The 21,359-nt window shown below is 42.9% G+C and carries 19 protein-coding genes; 6 read left to right on the top strand and 13 right to left on the bottom strand.

Features of this window, described 5'->3' with window-relative positions:
- Positions 1 to 130: 130 nt before the first annotated feature.
- Positions 131 to 331, bottom strand: coding sequence for a bacterioferritin-associated ferredoxin (locus LQZ07_RS11230; protein WP_152782354.1), 201 nt, complete (start codon positions 329 to 331; stop codon positions 131 to 133).
- Positions 332 to 567: 236 nt separating this feature from the next.
- Here LQZ07_RS11230 and LQZ07_RS11225 point away from each other — a divergent pair, with 236 nt between their 5' ends.
- Complete coding sequence (locus tag LQZ07_RS11225; RefSeq protein WP_152782352.1) at positions 568 to 1,800, top strand: carbohydrate porin; 1,233 nt, start codon at positions 568 to 570, stop codon at positions 1,798 to 1,800.
- Between the two features lie 3 nt (positions 1,801 to 1,803).
- Here the strand turns inward: LQZ07_RS11225 and LQZ07_RS11220 are convergent, their stop codons facing one another.
- The 3 genes from LQZ07_RS11220 to LQZ07_RS11210 form a co-directional block, all read right to left on the bottom strand.
- On the bottom strand, positions 1,804 to 2,145 hold the full coding sequence (locus LQZ07_RS11220) for a hypothetical protein (RefSeq protein ID WP_152782350.1): 342 nt from the start codon (positions 2,143 to 2,145) through the stop codon (positions 1,804 to 1,806).
- A 21-nt stretch (positions 2,146 to 2,166) separates the two neighbouring features.
- Positions 2,167 to 3,579, bottom strand: coding sequence for a triacylglycerol lipase (locus LQZ07_RS11215; RefSeq protein ID WP_152782348.1), 1,413 nt, complete (start codon positions 3,577 to 3,579; stop codon positions 2,167 to 2,169).
- 204 nt (positions 3,580 to 3,783) lie between these two features.
- Complete coding sequence (locus tag LQZ07_RS11210) at positions 3,784 to 5,463, bottom strand: sodium:solute symporter family protein (protein ID WP_152782346.1); 1,680 nt, start codon at positions 5,461 to 5,463, stop codon at positions 3,784 to 3,786.
- A 761-nt stretch (positions 5,464 to 6,224) separates the two neighbouring features.
- Between LQZ07_RS11210 and LQZ07_RS11205 the strand changes: the two genes are divergently transcribed.
- Genes LQZ07_RS11205 through LQZ07_RS11195 form a run of 3 tightly spaced genes read left to right on the top strand, consistent with a single transcriptional unit; the run spans position 6,225 to position 10,944 of the window.
- Positions 6,225 to 8,147 carry a PrkA family serine protein kinase gene (locus tag LQZ07_RS11205; RefSeq protein WP_152782344.1) on the top strand — a complete coding sequence of 641 codons (1,923 nt, stop codon included), beginning with the start codon at positions 6,225 to 6,227 and terminating at the stop codon, positions 8,145 to 8,147.
- Between the two features lie 18 nt (positions 8,148 to 8,165).
- Positions 8,166 to 9,437, top strand: a complete 1,272-nt coding sequence (locus tag LQZ07_RS11200) for a YeaH/YhbH family protein (protein WP_152782342.1) — start codon at positions 8,166 to 8,168, stop codon at positions 9,435 to 9,437.
- A 7-nt stretch (positions 9,438 to 9,444) separates the two neighbouring features.
- Entirely contained in the window at positions 9,445 to 10,944 is a 1,500-nt protein-coding gene (locus LQZ07_RS11195) for a SpoVR family protein (RefSeq protein ID WP_152782340.1), read from the top strand.
- 57 nt (positions 10,945 to 11,001) lie between these two features.
- Here the strand turns inward: LQZ07_RS11195 and nhaD are convergent, their stop codons facing one another.
- Positions 11,002 to 12,417, bottom strand: a complete 1,416-nt coding sequence (gene nhaD / locus LQZ07_RS11190; RefSeq protein WP_016400510.1) for a sodium:proton antiporter NhaD — start codon at positions 12,415 to 12,417, stop codon at positions 11,002 to 11,004.
- 56 nt (positions 12,418 to 12,473) lie between these two features.
- Positions 12,474 to 13,652 (bottom strand): GGDEF domain-containing protein, encoded by a 1,179-nt coding sequence (locus LQZ07_RS11185; protein WP_152782339.1) that lies wholly within the window; start codon positions 13,650 to 13,652, stop codon positions 12,474 to 12,476.
- A 108-nt stretch (positions 13,653 to 13,760) separates the two neighbouring features.
- Here LQZ07_RS11185 and LQZ07_RS11180 point away from each other — a divergent pair, with 108 nt between their 5' ends.
- Complete coding sequence (locus tag LQZ07_RS11180) at positions 13,761 to 14,975, top strand: aminotransferase class V-fold PLP-dependent enzyme (protein ID WP_249483646.1); 1,215 nt, start codon at positions 13,761 to 13,763, stop codon at positions 14,973 to 14,975.
- Positions 14,968 to 15,363 (top strand): SufE family protein, encoded by a 396-nt coding sequence (locus tag LQZ07_RS11175; RefSeq protein ID WP_194164130.1) that lies wholly within the window; start codon positions 14,968 to 14,970, stop codon positions 15,361 to 15,363. The genes LQZ07_RS11180 and LQZ07_RS11175 overlap by 8 nt, the downstream gene beginning before the upstream one ends.
- 4 nt (positions 15,364 to 15,367) lie before the next feature.
- Here LQZ07_RS11175 and LQZ07_RS11170 read toward each other — a convergent pair whose 3' ends face one another.
- The 7 genes from LQZ07_RS11170 to LQZ07_RS11140 form a co-directional block, all read right to left on the bottom strand.
- Positions 15,368 to 15,610, bottom strand: a complete 243-nt coding sequence (locus LQZ07_RS11170) for a hypothetical protein (RefSeq protein ID WP_016400514.1) — start codon at positions 15,608 to 15,610, stop codon at positions 15,368 to 15,370.
- 129 nt (positions 15,611 to 15,739) lie between these two features.
- On the bottom strand, positions 15,740 to 16,630 hold the full coding sequence (locus tag LQZ07_RS11165; RefSeq protein WP_152782335.1) for a LysR family transcriptional regulator: 891 nt from the start codon (positions 16,628 to 16,630) through the stop codon (positions 15,740 to 15,742).
- Positions 16,631 to 16,705: 75 nt separating this feature from the next.
- Positions 16,706 to 17,146: a hypothetical protein gene (locus LQZ07_RS11160; protein WP_016400516.1), complete on the bottom strand. Its 441-nt coding sequence runs from the start codon at positions 17,144 to 17,146 to the stop codon at positions 16,706 to 16,708.
- A gap of 156 nt (positions 17,147 to 17,302) precedes the next feature.
- Complete coding sequence (locus LQZ07_RS11155) at positions 17,303 to 19,039, bottom strand: sodium:solute symporter family protein (RefSeq protein WP_016400517.1); 1,737 nt, start codon at positions 19,037 to 19,039, stop codon at positions 17,303 to 17,305.
- Positions 19,040 to 19,291: a DUF4212 domain-containing protein gene (locus tag LQZ07_RS11150; RefSeq protein ID WP_040306877.1), complete on the bottom strand. Its 252-nt coding sequence runs from the start codon at positions 19,289 to 19,291 to the stop codon at positions 19,040 to 19,042.
- 362 nt (positions 19,292 to 19,653) lie between these two features.
- On the bottom strand, positions 19,654 to 19,926 hold the full coding sequence (locus tag LQZ07_RS11145) for a hypothetical protein (RefSeq protein WP_152782333.1): 273 nt from the start codon (positions 19,924 to 19,926) through the stop codon (positions 19,654 to 19,656).
- A gap of 216 nt (positions 19,927 to 20,142) precedes the next feature.
- Positions 20,143 to 21,183 (bottom strand): porin, encoded by a 1,041-nt coding sequence (locus LQZ07_RS11140; protein WP_152782331.1) that lies wholly within the window; start codon positions 21,181 to 21,183, stop codon positions 20,143 to 20,145.
- Between the last annotated feature and the right edge of the window lie 176 nt (positions 21,184 to 21,359).

Below are 21,359 nucleotides of genomic sequence, written 5' to 3'. Positions count from 1 at the left end.
AGAGCTCCGAGTTAGTAAGCAAAATTTACAAATATCAGTGTAGCCGCTCTAGCTCTATGTATTAAATGAATTTTTATCATTTAATACATGTACAACACTCATAATGACTAAAGTTTAGTCGCTTCGCTACTTAGCGCTCCTCAGTTAGCAGGCTTACTTGAATAAGAGAGCTATCTAATTGAGCAAGCTTTTGTTTTGCCAGTCGAATGCACTTACCGCAAGTGCTGCCCAACTGCTTTGCTTGTTTTAACTGCTTAACCGTTTTTAAGCCTTGCACATAACTAACTGTCAATGCTTGATCGTTAATCTGCTCACATAAACACACCCACATAAGTTTGCTCCTGTATTCAAAAAACTAAAGCAACGTTAAACCAAGGCTAACTGGCTAAGCAGTTACACACTGGAGTGTTAAGCAGAACGCAAAACCGGAGCTAGGTAACTTTAGGTAACAAACAGCCAGGCAAGAAGCGTTAACTTATTGTATTAACGGGAGTAAACCGTAATTTACTCAACAGTTAGATGTTTGCATAAGAGAATATGTCACCCAATATTTACTGAGTCATCATCATGCAAAGCGTACAAATTCTGATTTGTTTATCACTGTTAGCATTAGGACTAAGTAAGGGTTTGCAAGCGCAACAATTTGCAGATTTGTCCAAACAGGTTTCCCCTTACAACCACAAACCCTTGCTGAGTGATGTCGATGAACTAAGCAATTATCAAAGCATGAAACGTTACTTGTCGTTAAATCATGGCTTAGACTATCAAATCCAAATTGCGCCTATTGCCCAAACCGATGGCCATGGACATAACTACCTTGATAACGAAACCGACCTGATTATTACCAAGCGATTTTGGGAAGACCAACAAGGTTACGGCAAGCTAGTGTTTGCCGGCGTGATGGTTAACATGCTTAACAACAGCTATACCCGAAAATTTGCCGACGATGTCGGATTAGGGCCAAGTCAACCAAATGGTGGAATGACAGGACCAGACCAAAACATCACCGCAATTAACGGCTTATGGTGGGAACATAGCTTACTAAACCATGGACTCACCTATCGCCTAGGACACCTTTACACCACCCGACTATGGGCAACCAACAAATATCTAAGTGATGACCGTAGCACCTTTATGGCCTCGCCATTTTCACACCAAGGCTTAAGTTGGACTAGTGGTCAACGTGCACTAGGCGCGACATTGTCAGTTCAAAACCAATGGGCCTATGTGCAGGTGGGGTTTAACGATGCGAAACCTAACGGCAAAGATATCGACATTCGTAGCTTTAGTGATGGGAAATTTGTACGCCATCTTGAACTAGGGCTAACACCAAGCTTTGACTTTGGTGAAGGTGAGTACAAAATCAGTCTTGCAGACATTGACGATACAACTAGCTCACATACCTCAGCAAATGAGTTAGAGGCAAATAAGGCCGGTCAAACTTTATCGGTGAGTATAAGCCAAGACTTTGGCAACCTAGGTATATTTGCTCGCTACAATCGCTCTTATCAACGTTATGCTGCAAAAACTAAAGCGGTTGCCGTGGCCGGCCTAGTGATAAATGATTTGATAGATAACCAAGATGTTTTAGGCATTGGATACGCCGAAGTAGAACCCGTTGATAGGATCCGCAAACAACACGGTAACGAAAAGTCCATCGAGATTTACTACGATATAAAACTGACTAATCGCTTAAGTATCGCGCCTGATATTCAATACTACTTTACCAAAGCAGCCACCAAAGGCGTAAACACAGCTGGAGATACCATTTTTGGCTTACGACTTCGCTATATGCTGTAGTGCCTATAACGATACGTTGTCAGCACATATAATCATCGCCTTACCCAGTGCACTGTAACAAGTTACTGGGTCTTTTAAGATGTCACTCGGAAGCTGCTGCGCCGCTTCCTTATTAATGGTGACTTCATTAAAGCCTTGTTCCGCATGATCATAAATCTCGGTGCCATCTTGCAGCGCCCAATAGATTGTTGAATCGTTAGCTCTGGCACAGATTTTTATCTCACAAGGCACAAGCGTTATCTCATCGCCTTGATAAACTCGGCACTCAAACACATCTCTTCCACAACCTGCATTCGCTGAGATGCTATAAAACAGCGCTAGAGTTATTGCGATAAGTTTAAACAACCCAATTTCTCCTACTCAATTTCAAGAAATAGTATCACCAGAGGGTTTTATGTTCTTAAAGCTTTCTCGTGGCGCTTTAGCAGACGCAAACCTAAACACATTTTTATCGACATCGCGATGAATGGTGATATCGATATAGGTGGTTTGATTAGCAGCACACACCTCATCGATGGCTAAACCCTCAGAGCGAAACTGGGTGTTGGTGTAAAAAGAAAAGCCCTTGTTTGGTCTAGCCATCACTTGCAGTCCAAAACAGTTATCTTTAATTTGCGACATTTTGTCGGCATCAATGTAATACACCAAGCTATGTGTTGCTTTATTCATTTGCTTATCGACAAAGAAGCCATCTGGTAATTGATGAGGTTTATAACCTTTACCTGCTAGTAGCAAAACATCGTAGTTTTCATTGTGAATGTGCTCGCCAGTTTGGTCTCTAACCCGTACAACCAACATGCAATATTTACCTATGGTTCGCTTTTTACCGAGCGGCACTTTGGCTTGTTCGGCTTGGCTTAACTTCGTTAGCTCAGTACTGCGTTGCTGGTAATCACTGGTACTGTTTACCTGCAAGCACGCAAGCACTTGGTCAACAACGATATGATGATTAGCAGAGCTCGCTTTATTCGCCATAATGCCCATTTTGGTCCCTGAATGACTAAATTCACTTAGTATCCCAATAGGCACTTCCGCAGGGCGTCGAACAGGTTCAACTTCGCTAGGATTTAGTCGATATGCTTTACCTTGAAAACCTGTCAGCTGTTCTTCAGACTGCTCTAGAGCAAAATAACGGTAATTCATATTGGCACCGGCTACGCGTACCACGCCATCTGAGCCAGACTCTACCAAGTAGCCGTTTAAAAAATCATAGAACTTAGTATCAATCCCCTGCCCACTTAATACAAAGGGATAAAAGCTGTTGCCAACATAATCATAAGCCATACCATTTTCATTTAGCTGCCACTGACCTTGGCTACCCAGGCACAGCCAATCTAATACTCTTTGGCCTGGCTCAACACCCGCAAACCAAGATTTGATACGCCCAACTCGCTGTTTGCCTAACACCGCTAAACTAGAGCCATGGTTAGCTGGTGCTAGCATCACTAAATGCTTAAGCGGTAAAGAAGCTAAACCTGCCGCACCGTAATACTTATCAACCCAAGAACGCACAACCGGCCCACCAGTAGAGTGGGTAATACAAGAGAACTCTTGAATGCCTGTTTCGTTACCGGGTAAATCTAATAAGGCTTGCTGCATAGCTCGCGCGATATCATCCATCGAGACTTCATCGTGGAAGCTAATGTATTTACCCAAATAGATGTGTTCTAAATCTAGCTGCAAACCTGCAGCGCTAGCTTTAGCCACTAAAGACTGTGGTAGCTCGCCGTATGTGGAGGTATTAGTCACACTCCAGCCATGCACAAAAATCAATTTCATCGTATTACGTCCATGTAATTTAAATAGCTAATTCAAAAGCTTAGTTTTTTTCGCAAACGATTGTTAACCGTAAGTTAAAAAAAAGCAATCACCCTTTTACACTATTGCATAGCCTAGGTAAGCCAATCGCAAAGTGCGATGTAACTAACGAGAAAAGGCGCGATGAGGCTGTAGTAGATAGTGGACAGCAAAAACGCGGTAGAGCTATGGCTTACGCAGTCTAAGTACTAAGTTTTGAACACTAACGGGCGCTGGCTGAGTATAGCGCTGGACAATAAACACTATCGCAAAATTTGCTAGCATTCCCAGGGCGCCAATTCCCTCTGGAGAAATCCCCCAAAGCCAGTACTCCGAATGATTTAGGCCTGGAGAAACAAACTTAAAGATACCCACGTAAGCCAAAGTGATACTCATGCCGCTCAGCATGCCGCTTATTACCGCTGTACGCCCAATGGACTTAACAAATATACCTAAAACAATGGCTGGGAACAGCGAGCTAGCCGCCAAACCAAAAGCAATAGCAACCACTTCCGCAACTAAGGCTGGAGGGTTAATGCCTAAATAGCCAGCTGCGCAAATTGCTACAATAGCGCAGCAGCGTGCCAATTTCAGCTCCTGTTTATCACTAAGCTTTTTTTGCCAAGTTTGCTTCACTAAATCATGTGATATCGAGCTAGCAATCACCAGTAACAGGCCCGCAGCGGTAGAAAGTGCTGCAGCTAAACCTCCCGCAGCAACCAAGGCCACTACCCAGTTTGGCAACTGTGCTAACTCCGGTGAGGCCAGCACCACAATATCTTGATTAATGGTGACTTCATTACGCTGATCTCCCGAGTAAAACAAACGGCCATCACCATTTTCATCTCGCCACTCCACCAGGCCAGCTTGCTGCCAATGAGCTAACCAGCTGGGTTGTTGTTCTTCAGCAATGCCGTTTGAATCCAAGCCGTTGATAGACTCTATAATGTTTACTTTTGCAAAGGCTCCGACCGCTGGTGCTGCTGTGTACAATACAGCAATAAAAGCTAAGGCATAACCAGCAGATGCCCTAGCTTCTGCTACTTTAGCGACGGTAAAAAACCGTACAATTATGTGCGGTAATCCAGCAGTTCCCATCATCAAAGCAGCGGTGATAAACACTTGGTCACTCAGGTTTCGAGTGCCACTGGTAAACTTGGCGAAACCTAACTCTTCAGATAAGCCATCGAGCTTATCTAACAAATAAACATTTGAAGCTCCACTAACATTGCTACCTAAGCCAAACTGCGGAAACACTTGTCCTGTTAAGGCTATTGATGTAAAAATAGCGGGAACCAAAAAGGCAAAAACCAGTACGCAATATTGCGCAACCTGGGTATAGGTAATGCCCTTCATTCCTCCCCACACCGCGTAAAAGAACACGATTGCCATGCCCAATAATATGCCTAAATTTACGTTCACTTCTAAAAAGCGCGCAAACACCACACCAACGCCGCGCATTTGCCCAGCAACATAAACAAAAGAAATGAACACCGTGCATATTACCGCTAGCACTCTCGCCCGCTTAGAGTAATAACGCTGACCAAAAAAATCGGCGACAGAGTATTGGCCAAAACGATGTAAGTAGGGCACTAAACATACTGCTAGCAACACGTACCCGCCTGTCCAGCCCATTAAATAAACGGCCCCGTCGTAGCCGAGAAATGAGATAACCCCAGCCAAAGAAATAAAAGAAGCTGCCGACATCCAAGTAGCAGCGGTAGCCATGCCATTGGTAAGCGGATGAATGCAGGCATGAGCAACGTAGAAGTCCTGGGTATTGTTGGCTTTAGCCCAAATGGCTATCACCATATACAGCGTGAAACTAGCCGCAACGAATAAAGAAGTCCAAGTTTGAATGTCCATATCTAGCGATACTTATCCTACTGGAGCTAAGATGCTGATAATCGAAAAAAGACACCAACAAAGCAGACCAAAAGTTAACAATTTGTTAAACATTAACTTAGGGCGCATTTAGCCACTTGAAACTTATACTTTGGTATAGATGAGACACTCAATAGCAAAGGTGCTTTATTTATTCAAAGATTCACACGTAAGCTATTGAATAGAAATAAAATGAAGACCAAAACCCTTCTGTCATCCTTTAGTCTAAACAATGATAAACAGGGCGATATTTCTATAAAAAAGACAAAAAAAGAGCTCTTGCAAAGCAAGAGCCAATGGAAACGTGCTTTTTGGAAACCTTCAACACTACTCCCCTCGATGTAGTGCTCGCCGACCAAAGCTAGAAGGTTCAAGCTACTAAACTAAATTAGCATGCTGATTTTGTAGGTCAACTATAAATTTTACAATTCATTAACTTTATGTGAGCAGCCTAACACGCTGAAGAAACGATGCATTTTTCGATCTCTTTTATTTCTTTAAACGTACTTTACTTAAATAGAGCGAAGCAAATCACGCCTGTTTGTAATACTCAAAGAGCCTTGCGCGGGAAATCTAGAACGGACAGGATGGCAACAATTAATGACTAAAGGTTTTTAAAAAAATGCTTATTTTTTAGAAATTTATTTTTGCCATGGTATAAACTTATTTTAGCGCTTCATGAAATCTTTTGTTTCCAAATTCTATCTTTTATAGAGATAGCTTGTATTTAGGAGGCCTAGGCCATGAGTATTTTTGACCACTATCAACAGCGTTACGAGCAGGCTCAAGAAGAAGAGTTATCCCTCGACCAGTTTTTAACACTTTGTAAAGAACAACCAAGTACTTACGCCAGTGCGGCAGAACGCCTTTTGCTCGCCATTGGCGAGCCAGAAATGGTAGATACCTCTAAAGACCCACGCCTAAGCCGGCTTTTCTCCAACCGTATTATTGCTCGTTATCCCGCTTTTAAAGAATTTTACGGCATGGAAGACAGCATTGAACAAATTGTCTCTTATCTAAAACACTCTTCTCAAGGTCTTGAAGAGCGCAAGCAAATTCTTTACTTGTTGGGTCCAGTAGGCGGTGGTAAATCCTCCTTAGCCGAAAAGCTGAAAGCCCTTATGCAACAAGTACCTATCTACCGCTTAAAAGGCTCACCAGTAAACGACCACCCATTCTGTCTGTTTGATGCTAACGAAGATGGCAACATTCTAGAAAAAGAATACGGCATTAGTAAGCGCCATTTAAAAACCATTATGTCTCCTTGGGCGGCCAAGCGTTTAAATGAATACGGTGGGGATATTACTAAGTTCAAGGTGGTAAAATGTTACCCATCTGTCATCAACCAAATTGCGATAGCTAAAACTGAGCCCGGCGATGAAAACAATCAAGATATTTCATCTCTGGTGGGTAAAGTAGACATTCGCCAATTAGAACATTTTGCGCAAAACGACCCCGATGCCTACAGCTACTCAGGAGCACTATGTAGAGCTAACCAAGGTTTAATGGAGTTTGTAGAGATGTTTAAAGCGCCTATTAAGGTGCTACACCCTCTACTCACCGCCACCCAAGAAGGTAACTTCAACGGTACCGAAGGGCTCTCGGCAATTCCCTTCGAAGGCATTATTTTAGCTCACTCAAATGAATCCGAGTGGCAAAGCTTTAAAAACAACAAAAACAACGAGGCCTTTTTAGACCGTGTTTATATTGTAAAAGTGCCTTATTGCTTACGAGTAAGCGAAGAGATAAAAATTTATCAAAAACTACTGGATAATAGTGAGTTAAACACAGCCAAATGTGCACCTAGCACCTTGGAGTTATTATCGCAGTTTTCAGTCCTATCGCGGCTTAAAGACCCAGAAAACTCAAGCATCTATTCAAAAATGCGAGTTTACGACGGTGAAACACTTAAAGACACCGATCCTAAAGCCAAGTCTTATCAGGAGTATCGTGATTTTGCTGGGGTAAATGAAGGCATGGAGGGTTTATCTACCCGTTTCGCCTTCAAGATACTATCGCGGGTATTTAATTTTGATACCACCGAGGTGGCGGCTAACGCGGTGCATCTGTTCTATGTGCTTGAACAACAAATAGAGCGGGAGCAATATAGCCAAGAAGTGGCAGATCGCTACTTAGAACACTTAAAAGGCTACTTAATTCCTAAGTACGTAGACTTTATCGGCAAAGAAATTCAAACCGCTTATTTAGAGTCGTACTCAGAATACGGACAAAACATATTTGACCGCTACGTTATTTACGCCGACTTTTGGATTCAAGACCAGGAATATCGAGATCCTGATACTGGGCAACTATTTGACCGCGCAGCACTCAATGCCGAACTAGAAAAAATAGAGAAACCCGCGGGTATTAGTAACCCCAAAGATTTTCGTAATGAAATCGTCAACTTTGTACTCCGCGCTCGCGCAGGCAATGACGGCAAAAACCCTAACTGGACCAGCTACGAAAAACTTCGCACAGTTATCGAGAAGAAAATGTTCTCGAATACCGAAGACTTGCTACCTGTTATTTCATTCAATACTAAAACCTCTGCCGACGACCAACAGAAACACGATGATTTTGTTGCCCGAATGATGGAGAAAGGATACACCCGCAAACAAGTGCGCTTGTTGTCGGAATGGTATTTACGCGTTCGTAAATCGTCTTAGATTTGATGGAGGGCGCCTATGGCTCATTTTATCGATCGACGTTTAAATGGTAAGAATAAAAGCGCGGTGAACCGCCAGCGCTTTATTCGCCGCTATAAAAGCCAAATTAAACGCGCAGTAAACGATGCGGTTAATCAGCGCAGTATCCAAGACTTGGAGAACAGCGAAAGCATAAGCATTCCTCATAAAGATATTACCGAGCCCTTTTTTCACCAAGGTGAAGGGGGGCATCGCCAACGTACCCTACCTGGTAACGATCAGTTTGGAACAGGCGACAAAATAGAACGACCTCCTGGAGGAGAAGGAGCTGGAGGACCAGGTGATGGTGAGGCCAGTGACCAAGGCGAAGGTACCGAAGAATTTCAATTTAACATTTCCAAAGACGAATACCTTGATATTCTATTTGACGATTTGGAGCTACCCAACCTTCAAGAAACAGACGTAGATAGCATTGTTGAATACCGCACCGCCCGCGCCGGCTTTACCAACGACGGGGTGCCAGCCAATATAAATATTGTGCGCTCTTTACAAAACTCGCTAGCGCGACGAATGGCGATGGGAGGAGACAAGCGCAAACGCTTACGTGCATTGGAACAACAACTTGAACAAAGCCAATCAGACTCGCAAGTTCCACATAGTGAGATTGAAGCGATAAAAGCAGAAATTGAAGTACTAAAGCGTAAGCTTTCGAACATCCCATTTATCGATACCTTCGATCTTAAATTTAATAACTTCGCTAAACACCCAGTACCAAGCAGCCAGGCGGTGATGTTTTGTTTAATGGATGTCTCTGGCTCTATGGACCAAGCCACCAAAGACATTGCCAAGCGTTTCTACTTACTGCTCTATCTATTTTTGACCCGCAGTTACGAGAAAATCGAGGTAGTGTTTATTCGTCACCATACTCAAGCTAAAGAAGTTGATGAGCATGAATTTTTCTACTCTCAAGAAACCGGTGGCACCATTGTATCTAGCGCACTTAACTTAATGGATAAAATTATTGAAGAGCGCTACCCGCAAAACCAATGGAACATATACGCAGCACAAGCTTCCGACGGCGATAACTGGGCCGACGATTCACCCAAGTGTCGCGCATTACTGGAAAAAACGCTGCTACCCCTAAGTCGCCATTACGCTTACATAGAAATAACCAGCCGTGCCCACCAAAGCTTGTGGCACGAATACGAACAACTCAGTGAAATTTTCCCTAACTTCTCTATTCGTCATGTGAAAAATGCCGAGGAAATATTACCGACATTTAGAGACCTCTTCAAAAAAGCCACTGTGTGAGGCCCTTATGAGCAAAACAAAGATGTTGCCCGATGGACCAGATTGGACCTTTGAAATGCTTGAGCTTTATCATCAAGAAATTGAGAAGGTTGCACAACACTATCAATTAGATACCTATCCTAATCAAATTGAAGTAATTACCGCCGAACAAATGATGGATGCCTATTCCAGCGTAGGTATGCCGATTGGTTATCACCACTGGTCCTATGGCAAAAAATTCATCCAAACTGAACAAACCTACAAACGCGGTCAAATGGGCTTGGCCTACGAAATTGTTATTAATTCAGATCCTTGTATTGCTTACTTAATGGAAGAAAACACCATGCCAATGCAGGCTTTGGTTATCGCCCATGCCTGCTTTGGCCACAATAGTTTTTTCAAAAACAATTACCTGTTTAAAACTTGGACCGATGCCAGCTCAATTATCGATTATCTGGTATTTGCCAAAAACTACATTAGCAAGTGCGAAGCTCGCCATGGCGTACAAGCGGTTGAAGACTTGCTCGACTCTTGCCACGCTTTAATGAATTACGGTGTCGACCGTTACAAGCGCCCTAGCCCAATTTCAATGGAAGAGGAAAAATCTCGCCAAGACGCTCGAGCAGAATACTTACAGAGCCAAATCAATGAACTGTGGAAAACCATTCCTACCAAAGAAGATCCAAACGTAGAAAAGCGTCAGCGTTTCCCCGCTTCTCCAGAAGAAAACATTCTCTACTTCATCGAAAAACATGCCCCCTTATTGGAGACTTGGCAGCGAGAAATTGTTCGCATAGTAAGAAAAATAAGTCAGTATTTTTACCCTCAAAAGCAAACTCAAGTGATGAATGAAGGATGGGCTACGTTCTGGCATTACACCATCACCAACCATATGTTCGACCATGGACAAGTGAGCGAGCGTTTTATTCTTGAAATTTTACACAGCCACACCAGCGTAGTGATGCAACCGGCTTATAACAGTCCATATTTTAACGGGATAAACCCTTACGCGCTGGGTTTCGCTATGATGACCGATATCCGTAGAATATGTGAATCACCCACCGATGAGGACCGCAAATGGTTCCCCGATATCGCGGGCAGTGATTGGCTTCAAACCCTACACTTTGCTATGCAAAACTTTAAGGATGAAAGTTTTATTAGCCAGTACTTATCGCCTAAAGTAATTCGTGACTTAAAACTATTCACCCTCGATGATGACGAAAACAAGCCCTACTTAAAAGTTAAAGCCATTCATGATGACCATGGCTACCAACAAGTGCGTGAAGCGCTAAGCGCCCAATACAATCTAAGTAACATTGAACCTAATATTCAAGTTCATAACGTAAACCTTCGTGGGGACCGTTCACTTACCTTACGCTACGTCCCTCATCAAGGCATTCCACTAGGCAAAAGCAAAGATGAGGTGATTAAACACCTTCATCGCTTATGGGGCTTCGATGTGATTCTCGAGCAAAGTGACGATAAAGGCGGCGTACAAGAAATAGCCCGCTGCCCAGCACATGAATAACAATGCTGTTTATAAAAAAAGGCCACCATATGGTGGCCTTTTTTATTTAAAGGGAATTTAGAACAACGCTTTATTCAGCATTAAGTGGCAAACAATAGATGCGGCATAACCTAAGGCAATAACCGGTGCCCAGCGCAGGTGGCTAATAAAGGTATAGTGGCCTCTAGCCTGCCCCATTAACGCAACCCCTGCCGCAGAGCCAATCGATAACATGCTACCACCCACCCCTGCGGTTAGCGTCACCAATAACCATTGGCCTAAGGACATTGCTGGCTCCATGGTAAGAACTGCAAACATCACTGGGATGTTATCTACAATGGCGCTTAATACCCCAACGGCAATATTGGCGTAGGTTGGGTCCCAATTTAAGTACATGGTGTTAGATGCCATTTCTAGGTAACCAATAAATCCAAGGCCACCAACACAAACGACCACACCGTAGAAGAACAGTAAGGTGTCCCACTCGGCCCGTGCTACCCGGTTAAAAATATCAAAGGGTACTACACTGCCTAAGGCTTTTAATCGGGCGTCATCACGATGAGAAATCGCATCAACGGCTTTTTTATGCAAGCTAGACGCAAGTGTTTTGCGCAAGAAGAAACCAAAGAACTGTAAGTAACCTAAGCCCATCATCATGCCCATTACCGGTGGCATGTGGAACAAGCTATGCCCCATTACAGCGGTGGCAATAGTGATCAAAAACAAACCAACAATTCGTCTTGCGCCGCGCTTTAATTCAACTTCTTCGTGTTCTGCTTCTACTGCTTCAGCAGAAACAAACATCGACATGATAAAGGCAGGAATAACAAAATTAACAAATGAAGGGATTAACAAATCGAAGAACTGACCAAAAGTAACCAAACCTTTTTGCCAAACCATCAGGGTAGTAATATCACCAAAAGGACTAAATGCGCCACCCGCATTAGCGCCAACAACAATATTGATACACGCTAGGTTAATAAATCGGCTGTTACCTTGCGCTACTTTAGTCACCACCGCACACATCAGTAGTGCAGTGGTAAGGTTATCGGCCACCGGCGAAATAACAAAGGCTAAGCAGCCCGTTAACCAAAACAGCTTACGATAACTCAGTTTTTTACTAACCAGCCAAGCTCGCAATGCATCAAATAAGCGTCGTTCCTCCATGGCATTGATGTATGTCATCGCCACCAGCAAGAACAGCATTAACTCTGAAAACTCCAGTAAGTTATGGCGAAAGGCATCGGTTACCAGCTCTTCGTGACCAGAGCCGCGATAATAAATAGCAATCAAAAACCAAATTAAGCCTGCGGCGACCAGCACGGGTTTCGACTTTCTTAGATGAATAACCTCTTCACTCATCACCAATAAGTAAGCAATGGCAAAAATGACTAAGGCACTATAGCCAACCCAAGATGAGGTTAAACTCAAGCCATCAGCGGCATAACTAGCAGAAGAAAAAAACAACAATAGCAGAGGCAACAATATACGCATTAAATCCCACTCCTTAGGCGAATGCTCATTTGTTTTAGATTGATAAAGATTTCGTTCTAGCGTCCGTAGCTTAGGGCGCTGGCACTTCGATGATTGTTCATTGCATTTTCAGCTTTGCTTATTAGTGCCTCAATATTGTTGGCAGTGCCATCTACGCAAGCCACCCCCAACCGAGAGCCAAGTTCTAACTCATCAAGATAGTTGAGCCAAAATTCGCTACCTAAAGCATCGTGGATCCGTTCTGCAGTATCCAAAGCTTGGTACAAGCTAGATTCAGGTAAACCAATAACAAACTGATCTTTTTCGCAACGCGCTAACAAGTCAACTTTGCGTACCTTCGATTGTAAAAAATTCGCTAGTTTAACCAATAGCTTATCAGCCTCATCAGCGCCTAATTTATCACGGTATCGACTAAAATGATTGACGTTAATCAAAACAATAGAATAGGCATTCTGATAACGAGAGGTACGTTCAATTTCTATCTCAGAAAACTGTTTAAAGCGCGCAAAGTTAGCACAGCCGGTAAGCTCATCGGTATCGATAGATTGCTTAAACAAAGGTAGGTTTTCGCTACTTGGCTGCTCTTTCTCTTGAAATAAATCTAAGCCTTGTTCATGAGTATAGCGATGACGCCACAAAGCATGACAAAGACAAACGATGATACATACCAATAAACAGTTCACTAAGGCATTTGGCAGATCGACATAAGGCCAATTTTGTACTTGGCTTGCGTTTAAGGGCTCAACACCACTCAAAGTGAGCAAAGTAGCAACAACTATCAACATAACCGCGAGCAAGATAGGTAAATAGAAACAAATAAACAGTAGCGGTAGGCTGTAAACTAACCAATCGGGAACGACACTAAACTGCAGCTCCCCTCCACCATGCATTAACGCGAAGACTAAAGTGAAATGAATCACTGCATGGCCAGCTAACAAGGCATGGGCTGAGCGCGCCGTCACCAACTTTAAACCACGCCAGGTGAGCAACATTTGATAACAAAACCAAATGCTTAATGCTAAAGATGCGCCTATATTGGCTTGTTGCCACCAAGAAGCAAGTACACCCGATTGAAAAAGATAAGAAATAACACACAAGCAATAGAGCGATTGAACCCAAAAGAGATGTTGGCGCTGTTGTTGCCACTGCCAGTTAGCAAATTGCCGCTCTTGGCTTGAGGAAGAAAAGCCCATAAATACGCTTTTCCACGCTTGCATAACTTGTGGCTGTTGCATCTTTCCTTTAACTCCTGTTGTTAAATCAAAGAGAACACCGATATAAACTAGTTTAGATTTGCGCCTAGGGCTACAATATCGGCTTTAATTGCCAAACAAAGAATCATTGTGACTTCACTTAAGCATACTCGCTATCGACAGTTTTTCCCGTCATTAAACGGTACTAATCAGCCATTTGCATACCTTGATAGCGCAGCTTCAACTCAAGTCCCTGAAGTTGTCTTAAAAGACATTGAACAATATTACCGCCAAGGTCATGCCAATGTACATAGAGCAAGTCATAGCTTTGCTCGACATGCTACCAATGCCTTTGAATTAGCAAGGAAAACACTTGCAGAATTTATTGGCGCTAAAGCGCAAAATATTATTTGGACCAGCGGAACAACTCAAGCTGCCAACCTATTGGCAGATGGCCTCGCCCATTTAGTTGATGAAGGCGACGAAATTTGGGTTAGCGAGCTAGAGCATCACTCAAACTTAGTACCTTGGCAACAATTAGCCTTTAAGCGTAAGGCGAATCTAAAAGTAATTCCTGTACTAGACAATGGCGATATAGATTTAGCTTACTTTCGCCAGCAACTTAGCGACAAATGTAAAATTGTTGCCGTTGCCCACGTATCAAACAGTATTGGTGCTATGCAGCCAATACCCGAATTATCTCGGCTAGCCCACCAGTTCGGCGCCAAAATAGTAGTAGACGGCGCACAAGCTGTAGCCCACTTAGACATCGACGTTAATCGCTTAGCTTGTGACTATTATTTATTTTCTGGACACAAGTTATATGGGCCAACTGGCATTGGCGTGCTATATGGTAGCGAAGAAGCCTTGGAGCTGCTCGAGCCTAGCGTGTTTGGTGGGGAGATGATAAGTAAGGTGTCGTTTGAAACCAGCACCTGGAACAGTCTTCCTTATCGCCTAGAAGCGGGGACCCCAAACATAGCCGGGGCAATAGGTTTGGCCTCAGCCATTAAATTCTTAGCACAGTTCCCTTTAAAAGAGCGTCTTAGTCATGAGCGCCAATTATTAGCTTATGCACTACAGCAGCTTAAACAGCACCCCAAGGTTGAACTGGTTGGTGAACCGATGATGAGAGTTGGCTTAATTGCCTTCAACTTGCAAGGTGTTCACCCTCAAGATGCTGCCACCCTATTTGACCAATACAATGTTGCTTTGCGTTGTGGCCATCATTGCGCAATGCCCTTAAGCAGTCGTTTGTCTCCAGAAGGCAGTATTCGTTTGTCACTTGGCCTATATAACAATCAACAAGATATTGACCAAGTGATAGAAGCAATTGATAAAATTATGGAGTTGTTTGGTGAATAGAGCACCGCAAGTTGAACTAAACATAGAACAGATTGAACAGCGCTTTGTTAATTGTAAGTCTTGGGAAGAGCGTTACCGCCAACTGCTGCTGTTAAGCAAAGTACTGGGCCCGATGGACTCTCAATACCAAATACAAGAAAACTTAGTGCAAGGCTGCGAAAGTGATGTGTGGCTGTATTATGCCAATACGCAGCTACTAGTTGATAGTAATGCGAAAATCATCAAGGGTTTACTGGTGATCGTGCTAGCCAGCTTTGCGCAGGATGCTGAAAACACTCAAATAACATTTAGCCAAACTTTAGATAAGCTTGGCTTAGCGCATCATTTAAGTGAATCGAGAAACAATGGAATAACGGCGATATTGCAGAGAATCGCAAAGTTAAGCTAAGCGGTTACTCTTCGCTAGGAATGGTATAAGTGCGGCGTTTTTTGGTTTTAATCACAACTTTTGATTTAGCACCGCCTTCTTCCATCACCGCCCTGTATTCACTTCTAGGTACTGGTTTAGCTTGAGGTACTGGCTTGGTGGCTGCAGGTGGACGGCTCGTTACACTATAGGTAAATCCACAATCACGACAGGCCATTAATGCTGGTTTATGGCCACCGCAAGATGGACATTTTTGATTAGAGCTCACTACTGGTTCCTATTTCTTTCTATGGGAAATTTAGTTTATTGCTTAAGTGTATTTGATCATCTGCAATTAATCACAACAAATTAAACATTTAATGATCCGGTTAGCTATTTACTTAGATTTATCGCTAGTTTATTCGCTGTTTTGCTCCGTCAGATGCTCAATAAACCATTCCCCAGCAGGCCCAAGTGCTTGGCTCCAAACCACTTCAATTGGCCACTCGAAGTCATCAACAATAAAATCTCGCTCTAACTCAACCAGTTGATTATTGGCAATGTAGGTTCTAGCTAAAGGCTCGGGGAACAAACCAAAGCCAACGCCATTAAGCAACAGCTGCTTAAATTGGTACATTCTTGAACAATTAACCACCTGAGAACTAAGGCGCACTGACTCAGCTAAATCTTCAGTAATAAAGTTAGACACTGCGGGAGTTATTTGAATTTGTGAAAGGAGATCTTGAATAGATAAAGCATGTTTTATCTTGGCAAGCGGATGGCTTGGCGCGCAAACACACAACCATTTAATTCGGCCAATCATAACACTCTCTACTCCGCGACGCGGGATAAGCTCTGCAGGAGTAATAAGAATGTCTACCTCCCCTTCTTCACCAAAATTATGGGAGTCGAACTCATCTACATCAATGATCTTCACATTTAATTGCGGAAACTTAGCTAACAAGCTCTTTATCGCCTCTCCATGCTCTGGAAAAAAGCTATAACCCGATACACCAATGGTTAATTTGTCTTCAATCCCCTCATGGTAAGACTGAGCTTTTTTCTCCATAGCTTGTAAGCGTGGAACAATCTCCAAAGCTTGAACGTAAAGCGTGCGCCCTACGTCAGTTAAGGTTGGCGCTTGGCCAGAAACACGGTCAAAAAGTCGAATATTTAAATCCAACTCCATGTTTTGAATCAATTGGCTCACTGCTGAAGGGCTTACCCCCAGTTTACGTGCGGCTGCTGAGAAAGAACGCGTCTCAGCTACTGTCACCAAATAAACTAAACGCTCGGGAGTAATATGCATGCAGTACCTAGGAACAATGCTTTGTTTTTATTGATTAAATGTTAGCACTAGCAGTTTGCTTTTCCCAGCGGTCAACTACTTAATTGTTTGGCTATAAAACTCACTAATGTATTTTCCGCCTTTAATATTGGCAATAATACGTAACTTATAGCTATCTCCCTGGTTAGGGATCAATTCGCGTAATTCGGTGGGGCTTCGCCAGTAATAAGGGCTATCACTCATGCCTAGTGGGTAAGCGGTCACTACATTTGCACTACTTACAATAAAGAAGGTGGCACTATCTAAAGGAAAGGTAGAATTAACCGTGGTTGTTCCTGCTTCATCACTAATATTGAGCTGAAAATCACCGGATTCAAGAATACACTTTTGGTTAATAATGTCGCAGTGACCATAGGTACTTAGCTGGAAAACGCGCTCTTTTTCTGCATCATGCTCCAAATAAATATCCGATGCGATATACCCGCCAATTGCCAAAAACGGCATCACTAACATAGCTAACTTAGTGTGTCTGTTCATTGTTACTTCCTGTAATCAACCTTATTGAGTGATGCTAACCAAGTTCACCCTTTAACACTATCATATTGAAATTTAGTTATTTTTACCAAGTTCCACCGCAAAAAAAGGCTCCCTCTAGGGAGCCTTTTGCTTACTAGGGATTAGTTCAATTCAAGCTTAATGATCGTGAGCTGCGCCTGCACCATGTGGTACACGGAAGTTATCAACCATGTCTTGAATATGCTGTGGTGCAGGACCGGTTACTTTACATACTGCGAAGGCTACACCAAAGTTAACCAAAGCACCTACTACACCAAAGGCATTTGGCGAAATACCCAAGAACCAGTTTGGTCCCATATCACCTAAGAATGAAGTACCAGGGATAAACATAATGCCTTTATGTTGGAATACGTAAAGCATTGTTACACCAATACCTGAGCACATCCCGGCTACCGCAGCGGTACCACTCATTTTCTTAGCAAAGATACCCATCATCAACGCGGGGAAGATAGACGAAGCGGCTAGGCCAAAGGCCAGTGCAACGGTACCTGCGGCAAATCCAGGCGGATTTAAACCGAGATAACCGGACACCAAGATGGCAAGTGTCATCACTATTCGCCCTGCCAGCAACTCATTCTTATCTGAGAGGTTAGGCGTGAGCACCCCTTTCATTAAGTCGTGAGATATCGAGGATGAAATAGCCAACAACAAACCAGCAGCGGTTGAGAGCGCAGCCGCCAAACCACCAGCAGCTACTAATGCAATTACCCAGTTAGGTAGGTTAGCAATAGCTGGGTTAGCAAGTACCATAATGTCGCGGTCTACTTTCACCATTTCATTGGTTTCTTTATCAGCAACATATTGGATTTTGCCGTCACCGTTCTTATCTTCAAACTTCAGCAGACCAGTGTTTTCCCAATCTTTGAACCACTGTGGACGTTCGTCATATACCAAGTTATCACCGGCTTCTGGAACAATAGTGTTCATTAAGTTGAAGCGAGCCATGGCACCTACAGCTGGCGCTACAGTGTACAAAATAGCAATGAACACTAGAGCATAACCAGCAGAAGAGCGGGCCGCTTGAACGGTAGGTACAGTAAAGAAGCGCATGATTACGTGAGGTAAGCCTGCAGTACCAATCATCAGTGACAAGGTATAGGCAAACATGTTTAGAGTGCCGCCTAAGTTGTCGGTGGTGTACTCTTTAAAGCCAAGATCGGTAACCACCATATCTAGCTTATCGAGTAAGTAAACACCACTACCATCAGCCAGGGTGCTACCCAACCCAATTTGCGGAATTGGATTACCGGTTAGCTGCAGTGAAATGAACACGGCAGGAATGGTATATGCAAAAATTAGTACACAATATTGAGCAATCTGGGTGTAGGTAATACCCTTCATGCCGCCTAATACCGCGTAAACCCAAACTACAAACATGCCAATGTATAAACCCATATCGTACTCAACTTCTAAGAAGCGAGAGAAGGCAACACCAACACCTTTCATTTGGCCAATAATGTAAGTAAGCGATGCGATAATCAAACACAATACCGCAACAATACGCGCACCTTTTGAGTAGTATCTATCGGAGATAAACTCAGGCACCGTAAACTTACCATGCTTACGCATATAAGGGGCTAGTAACATTGCTAGCAGCACATAGCCACCGGTCCAGCCCATTAGAAAAACAGAACCACCATATCCTAGGAAGGCAATTAAACCCGCCATAGAAATGAACGAAGCTGCACTCATCCAGTCAGCACCAATTGCCATACCATTTTGGATAGGCGTAACACCACCACCAGCAACATAGAAGTCACTGGTAGAGCCTGCTCTAGCCCACCAAGCAATGGCGAAGTACAGGCCAAAGGAGCCAAATACAGCGATATAAGTATAGAGTTTTAACTCGTCCATTTATGACTCCTCAACATGGTATTTTTTGTCGAGCTTATTCATTTTGGCGGTATACCAAAAAATCAAAGCCACAAAGGTATAAATAGAGCCCTGTTGTGCAAACCAAAAGCCCAGTTTATATCCGCCTAAGCGAATTTCATTTAGCGGCTCAACGAGAAGTAAGCCAAAACCAAATGAAACCACAAACCATATGACGAGACAGGTAAATATTAGGCGCAAGTTTTCTTGCCAATATGTAGTCTGTTCTTCCATGATATTTCTCCAAGCAAGCTATAAAAGCCTCGCAATTTTGTGCCAATAAATATGTAAACAACATGTTAACGGCCGAACAAATCATTAAGTTTTTATCTGCGGCTAGTGGAATAGATGCACATATAAACTCAATTCAAGCCTATCGAAGAAAAAGTTAACAAACGATTAACAGACTAGGTATTAATCTTTAGTCTAAAGTCCCTGAATACAAGTAAAAATTGAGATCTAGACGCAGGAAATCAACACTTAAAGAAGCAATAGGTGGATGCGGTGAATAATTAAAGAGAGCTAAAGAAAACAAAGCTAAGCAGAAAAAAGCCTGAATAGACAGGCTAGGCAAGTTTTAGTTAACAGTTTGTTAACTACACACAAAAATCCAATTCAGAAATATCAACCGGATTCTCTTCAGAAGAAATTTCCGCGTAACTATCGTCAGCAAACGATAGTTCTTGACCATCATCTAATACAATAAAGTATGAAAGACTCACTGGATCAACACGCAACTCCCCTTGCAGAAAGCAACCACTGTTAAATACAACCGTAGTATCCGGTTTAGAATAGAAAATGGCGTTAACCCTAGGGCCAAAATTAACTAAGGCAATTATTACCAAAAAAGATATGGTTACCCACTTCATCTTAAGTCTCGTGCAAAAAAGAAAGGATTGTAGCAGGTCTACACTCTGTGGCGAGTTGACCGAGAATAATTAGTGGTATTTCGATAATAAAAAAGGCATTGCTAGGAAAAGTGCAATGCCTTTTATTGGCAACAACAAGCGGCTTCTGCTTATTACAAAACTTCTAGTTTTGTAAACAGCTATAAATAACTTAGACCGCTAATTGCTGTTACTTGGCTAGAAGTAGTATCGGGCTTGTATCGACATCTCGTCTTGTTTTTTATCTGCACCTAATGCGTCTTTATTTTCTAGACCAAACTTATACTCTAGAGCCAAAAGAACTTGGCCGGGCTTCCACCCCACTCCAGCTAAAGCGTAGCTAAGCTCGCCTTGGCTACCACTGGTTTTATCTTCTAAACCGTTATAACCCGCATAAACGTGGTAAAGGCCGCCATCGATTTTGTAAACGCCAATTAACTCTAAGCCATTAGCTTTATCAGCTAATGTACTAAATTTACCGCTTAAATTTTCATACTCACCATAGACACCTGAAGCATAAAACATATCAGACTCATACACCGCGCCAGCTAGCCACGATGTTGCTTTATCCTGATCATCAGCTCCAACGTAATTTACATTTTTAACATCGTAACCATTGGCTGCATATGCCGCACCTATTGATAAACCAAAATCAAAGTCATAGGTACCACTCAATTGATAACCATAATCTCTAGCTGATGAATCATTTTCAAACTGATATTGAGCCGCTAAGCCAAAGCCGCCAAAAGACTTTCGGTAGGTTAATGCATCATCAGCGCGCCCCATACCCGACTCATCACCACCATTTCGACCATCATACGTACCCGACGCATCACCGCCAAACTTCCAAAACTGATCGGTCCACACAGCTATATCGTAGTAAGCAGACCACTGCTTACCGACTCGAATTGAACCAAAGCTATCATTATTAAAGTAGATGTTGCCTAAACGATTGGTGAATAGTGGATCCGCTTTTTCAACGGGATTAAACCCCCACTCTAATTGGGCACCAGCAATCCAGTTTTGCACCATTTCATGTTCAAAAGCAAAACGGATCCGTGAGGCCCTGTCTTGTAACTCAAATGACTTGTCTTTATCTCCGTAGCCCGCTTGATAAAATGCCTCTATCCCTAAGTAACCACCTATACTTACGTTAGTTTTACCATTTTCATAAATAGTAGCGGCCGAAACGCTACCTGCCATTGCACTAAGTGCAAGCCCTGCAATTACCTTATTCATGGTTTACTCCTTGGTTTGAGTTTTTTCATTAACTCTTAACAATTGGGGAACAAAAGTGTGCTAACAGTTAAAGCCCCCAAAATTCAGCGTAGTAACAAACCAAAAAATAACCAGTTAACTAATTGGAAGCATAAAATAGCGGAATAGTTATTAGTCGTTAATATCAGCAACTAAAG

Source organism: Agarivorans sp. B2Z047 (assembly GCF_023373605.1).
Classification (GTDB): Bacteria; Pseudomonadota; Gammaproteobacteria; order Enterobacterales; family Celerinatantimonadaceae; genus Agarivorans; species Agarivorans albus.
This window is presented reverse-complemented; position numbering and strand designations above follow the sequence as displayed.

Bases quoted from the DNA above. Each gene is read 5' to 3' on its own strand.
- LQZ07_RS11230 (WP_152782354.1), bottom strand. From the start codon at position 331: ATGTGGGTGTGTTTATGTGAGCAGATTAACGATCAAGCATTGACAGTT.
- LQZ07_RS11225 (WP_152782352.1), top strand. From the start codon at position 568: ATGCAAAGCGTACAAATTCTGATTTGTTTATCACTGTTAGCATTAGGA.
- LQZ07_RS11215 (WP_152782348.1), bottom strand. From the start codon at position 3,579: ATGAAATTGATTTTTGTGCATGGCTGGAGTGTGACTAATACCTCCACA.
- LQZ07_RS11210 (WP_152782346.1), bottom strand. From the start codon at position 5,463: ATGGACATTCAAACTTGGACTTCTTTATTCGTTGCGGCTAGTTTCACG.
- LQZ07_RS11205 (WP_152782344.1), top strand. From the start codon at position 6,225: ATGAGTATTTTTGACCACTATCAACAGCGTTACGAGCAGGCTCAAGAA.
- LQZ07_RS11200 (WP_152782342.1), top strand. From the start codon at position 8,166: ATGGCTCATTTTATCGATCGACGTTTAAATGGTAAGAATAAAAGCGCG.
- LQZ07_RS11195 (WP_152782340.1), top strand. From the start codon at position 9,445: ATGAGCAAAACAAAGATGTTGCCCGATGGACCAGATTGGACCTTTGAA.
- nhaD (WP_016400510.1), bottom strand. From the start codon at position 12,417: ATGCGTATATTGTTGCCTCTGCTATTGTTGTTTTTTTCTTCTGCTAGT.
- LQZ07_RS11185 (WP_152782339.1), bottom strand. From the start codon at position 13,652: ATGCAACAGCCACAAGTTATGCAAGCGTGGAAAAGCGTATTTATGGGC.
- LQZ07_RS11165 (WP_152782335.1), bottom strand. From the start codon at position 16,630: ATGCATATTACTCCCGAGCGTTTAGTTTATTTGGTGACAGTAGCTGAG.
- LQZ07_RS11160 (WP_016400516.1), bottom strand. From the start codon at position 17,146: ATGAACAGACACACTAAGTTAGCTATGTTAGTGATGCCGTTTTTGGCA.
- LQZ07_RS11155 (WP_016400517.1), bottom strand. From the start codon at position 19,039: ATGGACGAGTTAAAACTCTATACTTATATCGCTGTATTTGGCTCCTTT.
- LQZ07_RS11150 (WP_040306877.1), bottom strand. From the start codon at position 19,291: ATGGAAGAACAGACTACATATTGGCAAGAAAACTTGCGCCTAATATTT.
- LQZ07_RS11145 (WP_152782333.1), bottom strand. From the start codon at position 19,926: ATGAAGTGGGTAACCATATCTTTTTTGGTAATAATTGCCTTAGTTAAT.
- LQZ07_RS11140 (WP_152782331.1), bottom strand. From the start codon at position 21,183: ATGAATAAGGTAATTGCAGGGCTTGCACTTAGTGCAATGGCAGGTAGC.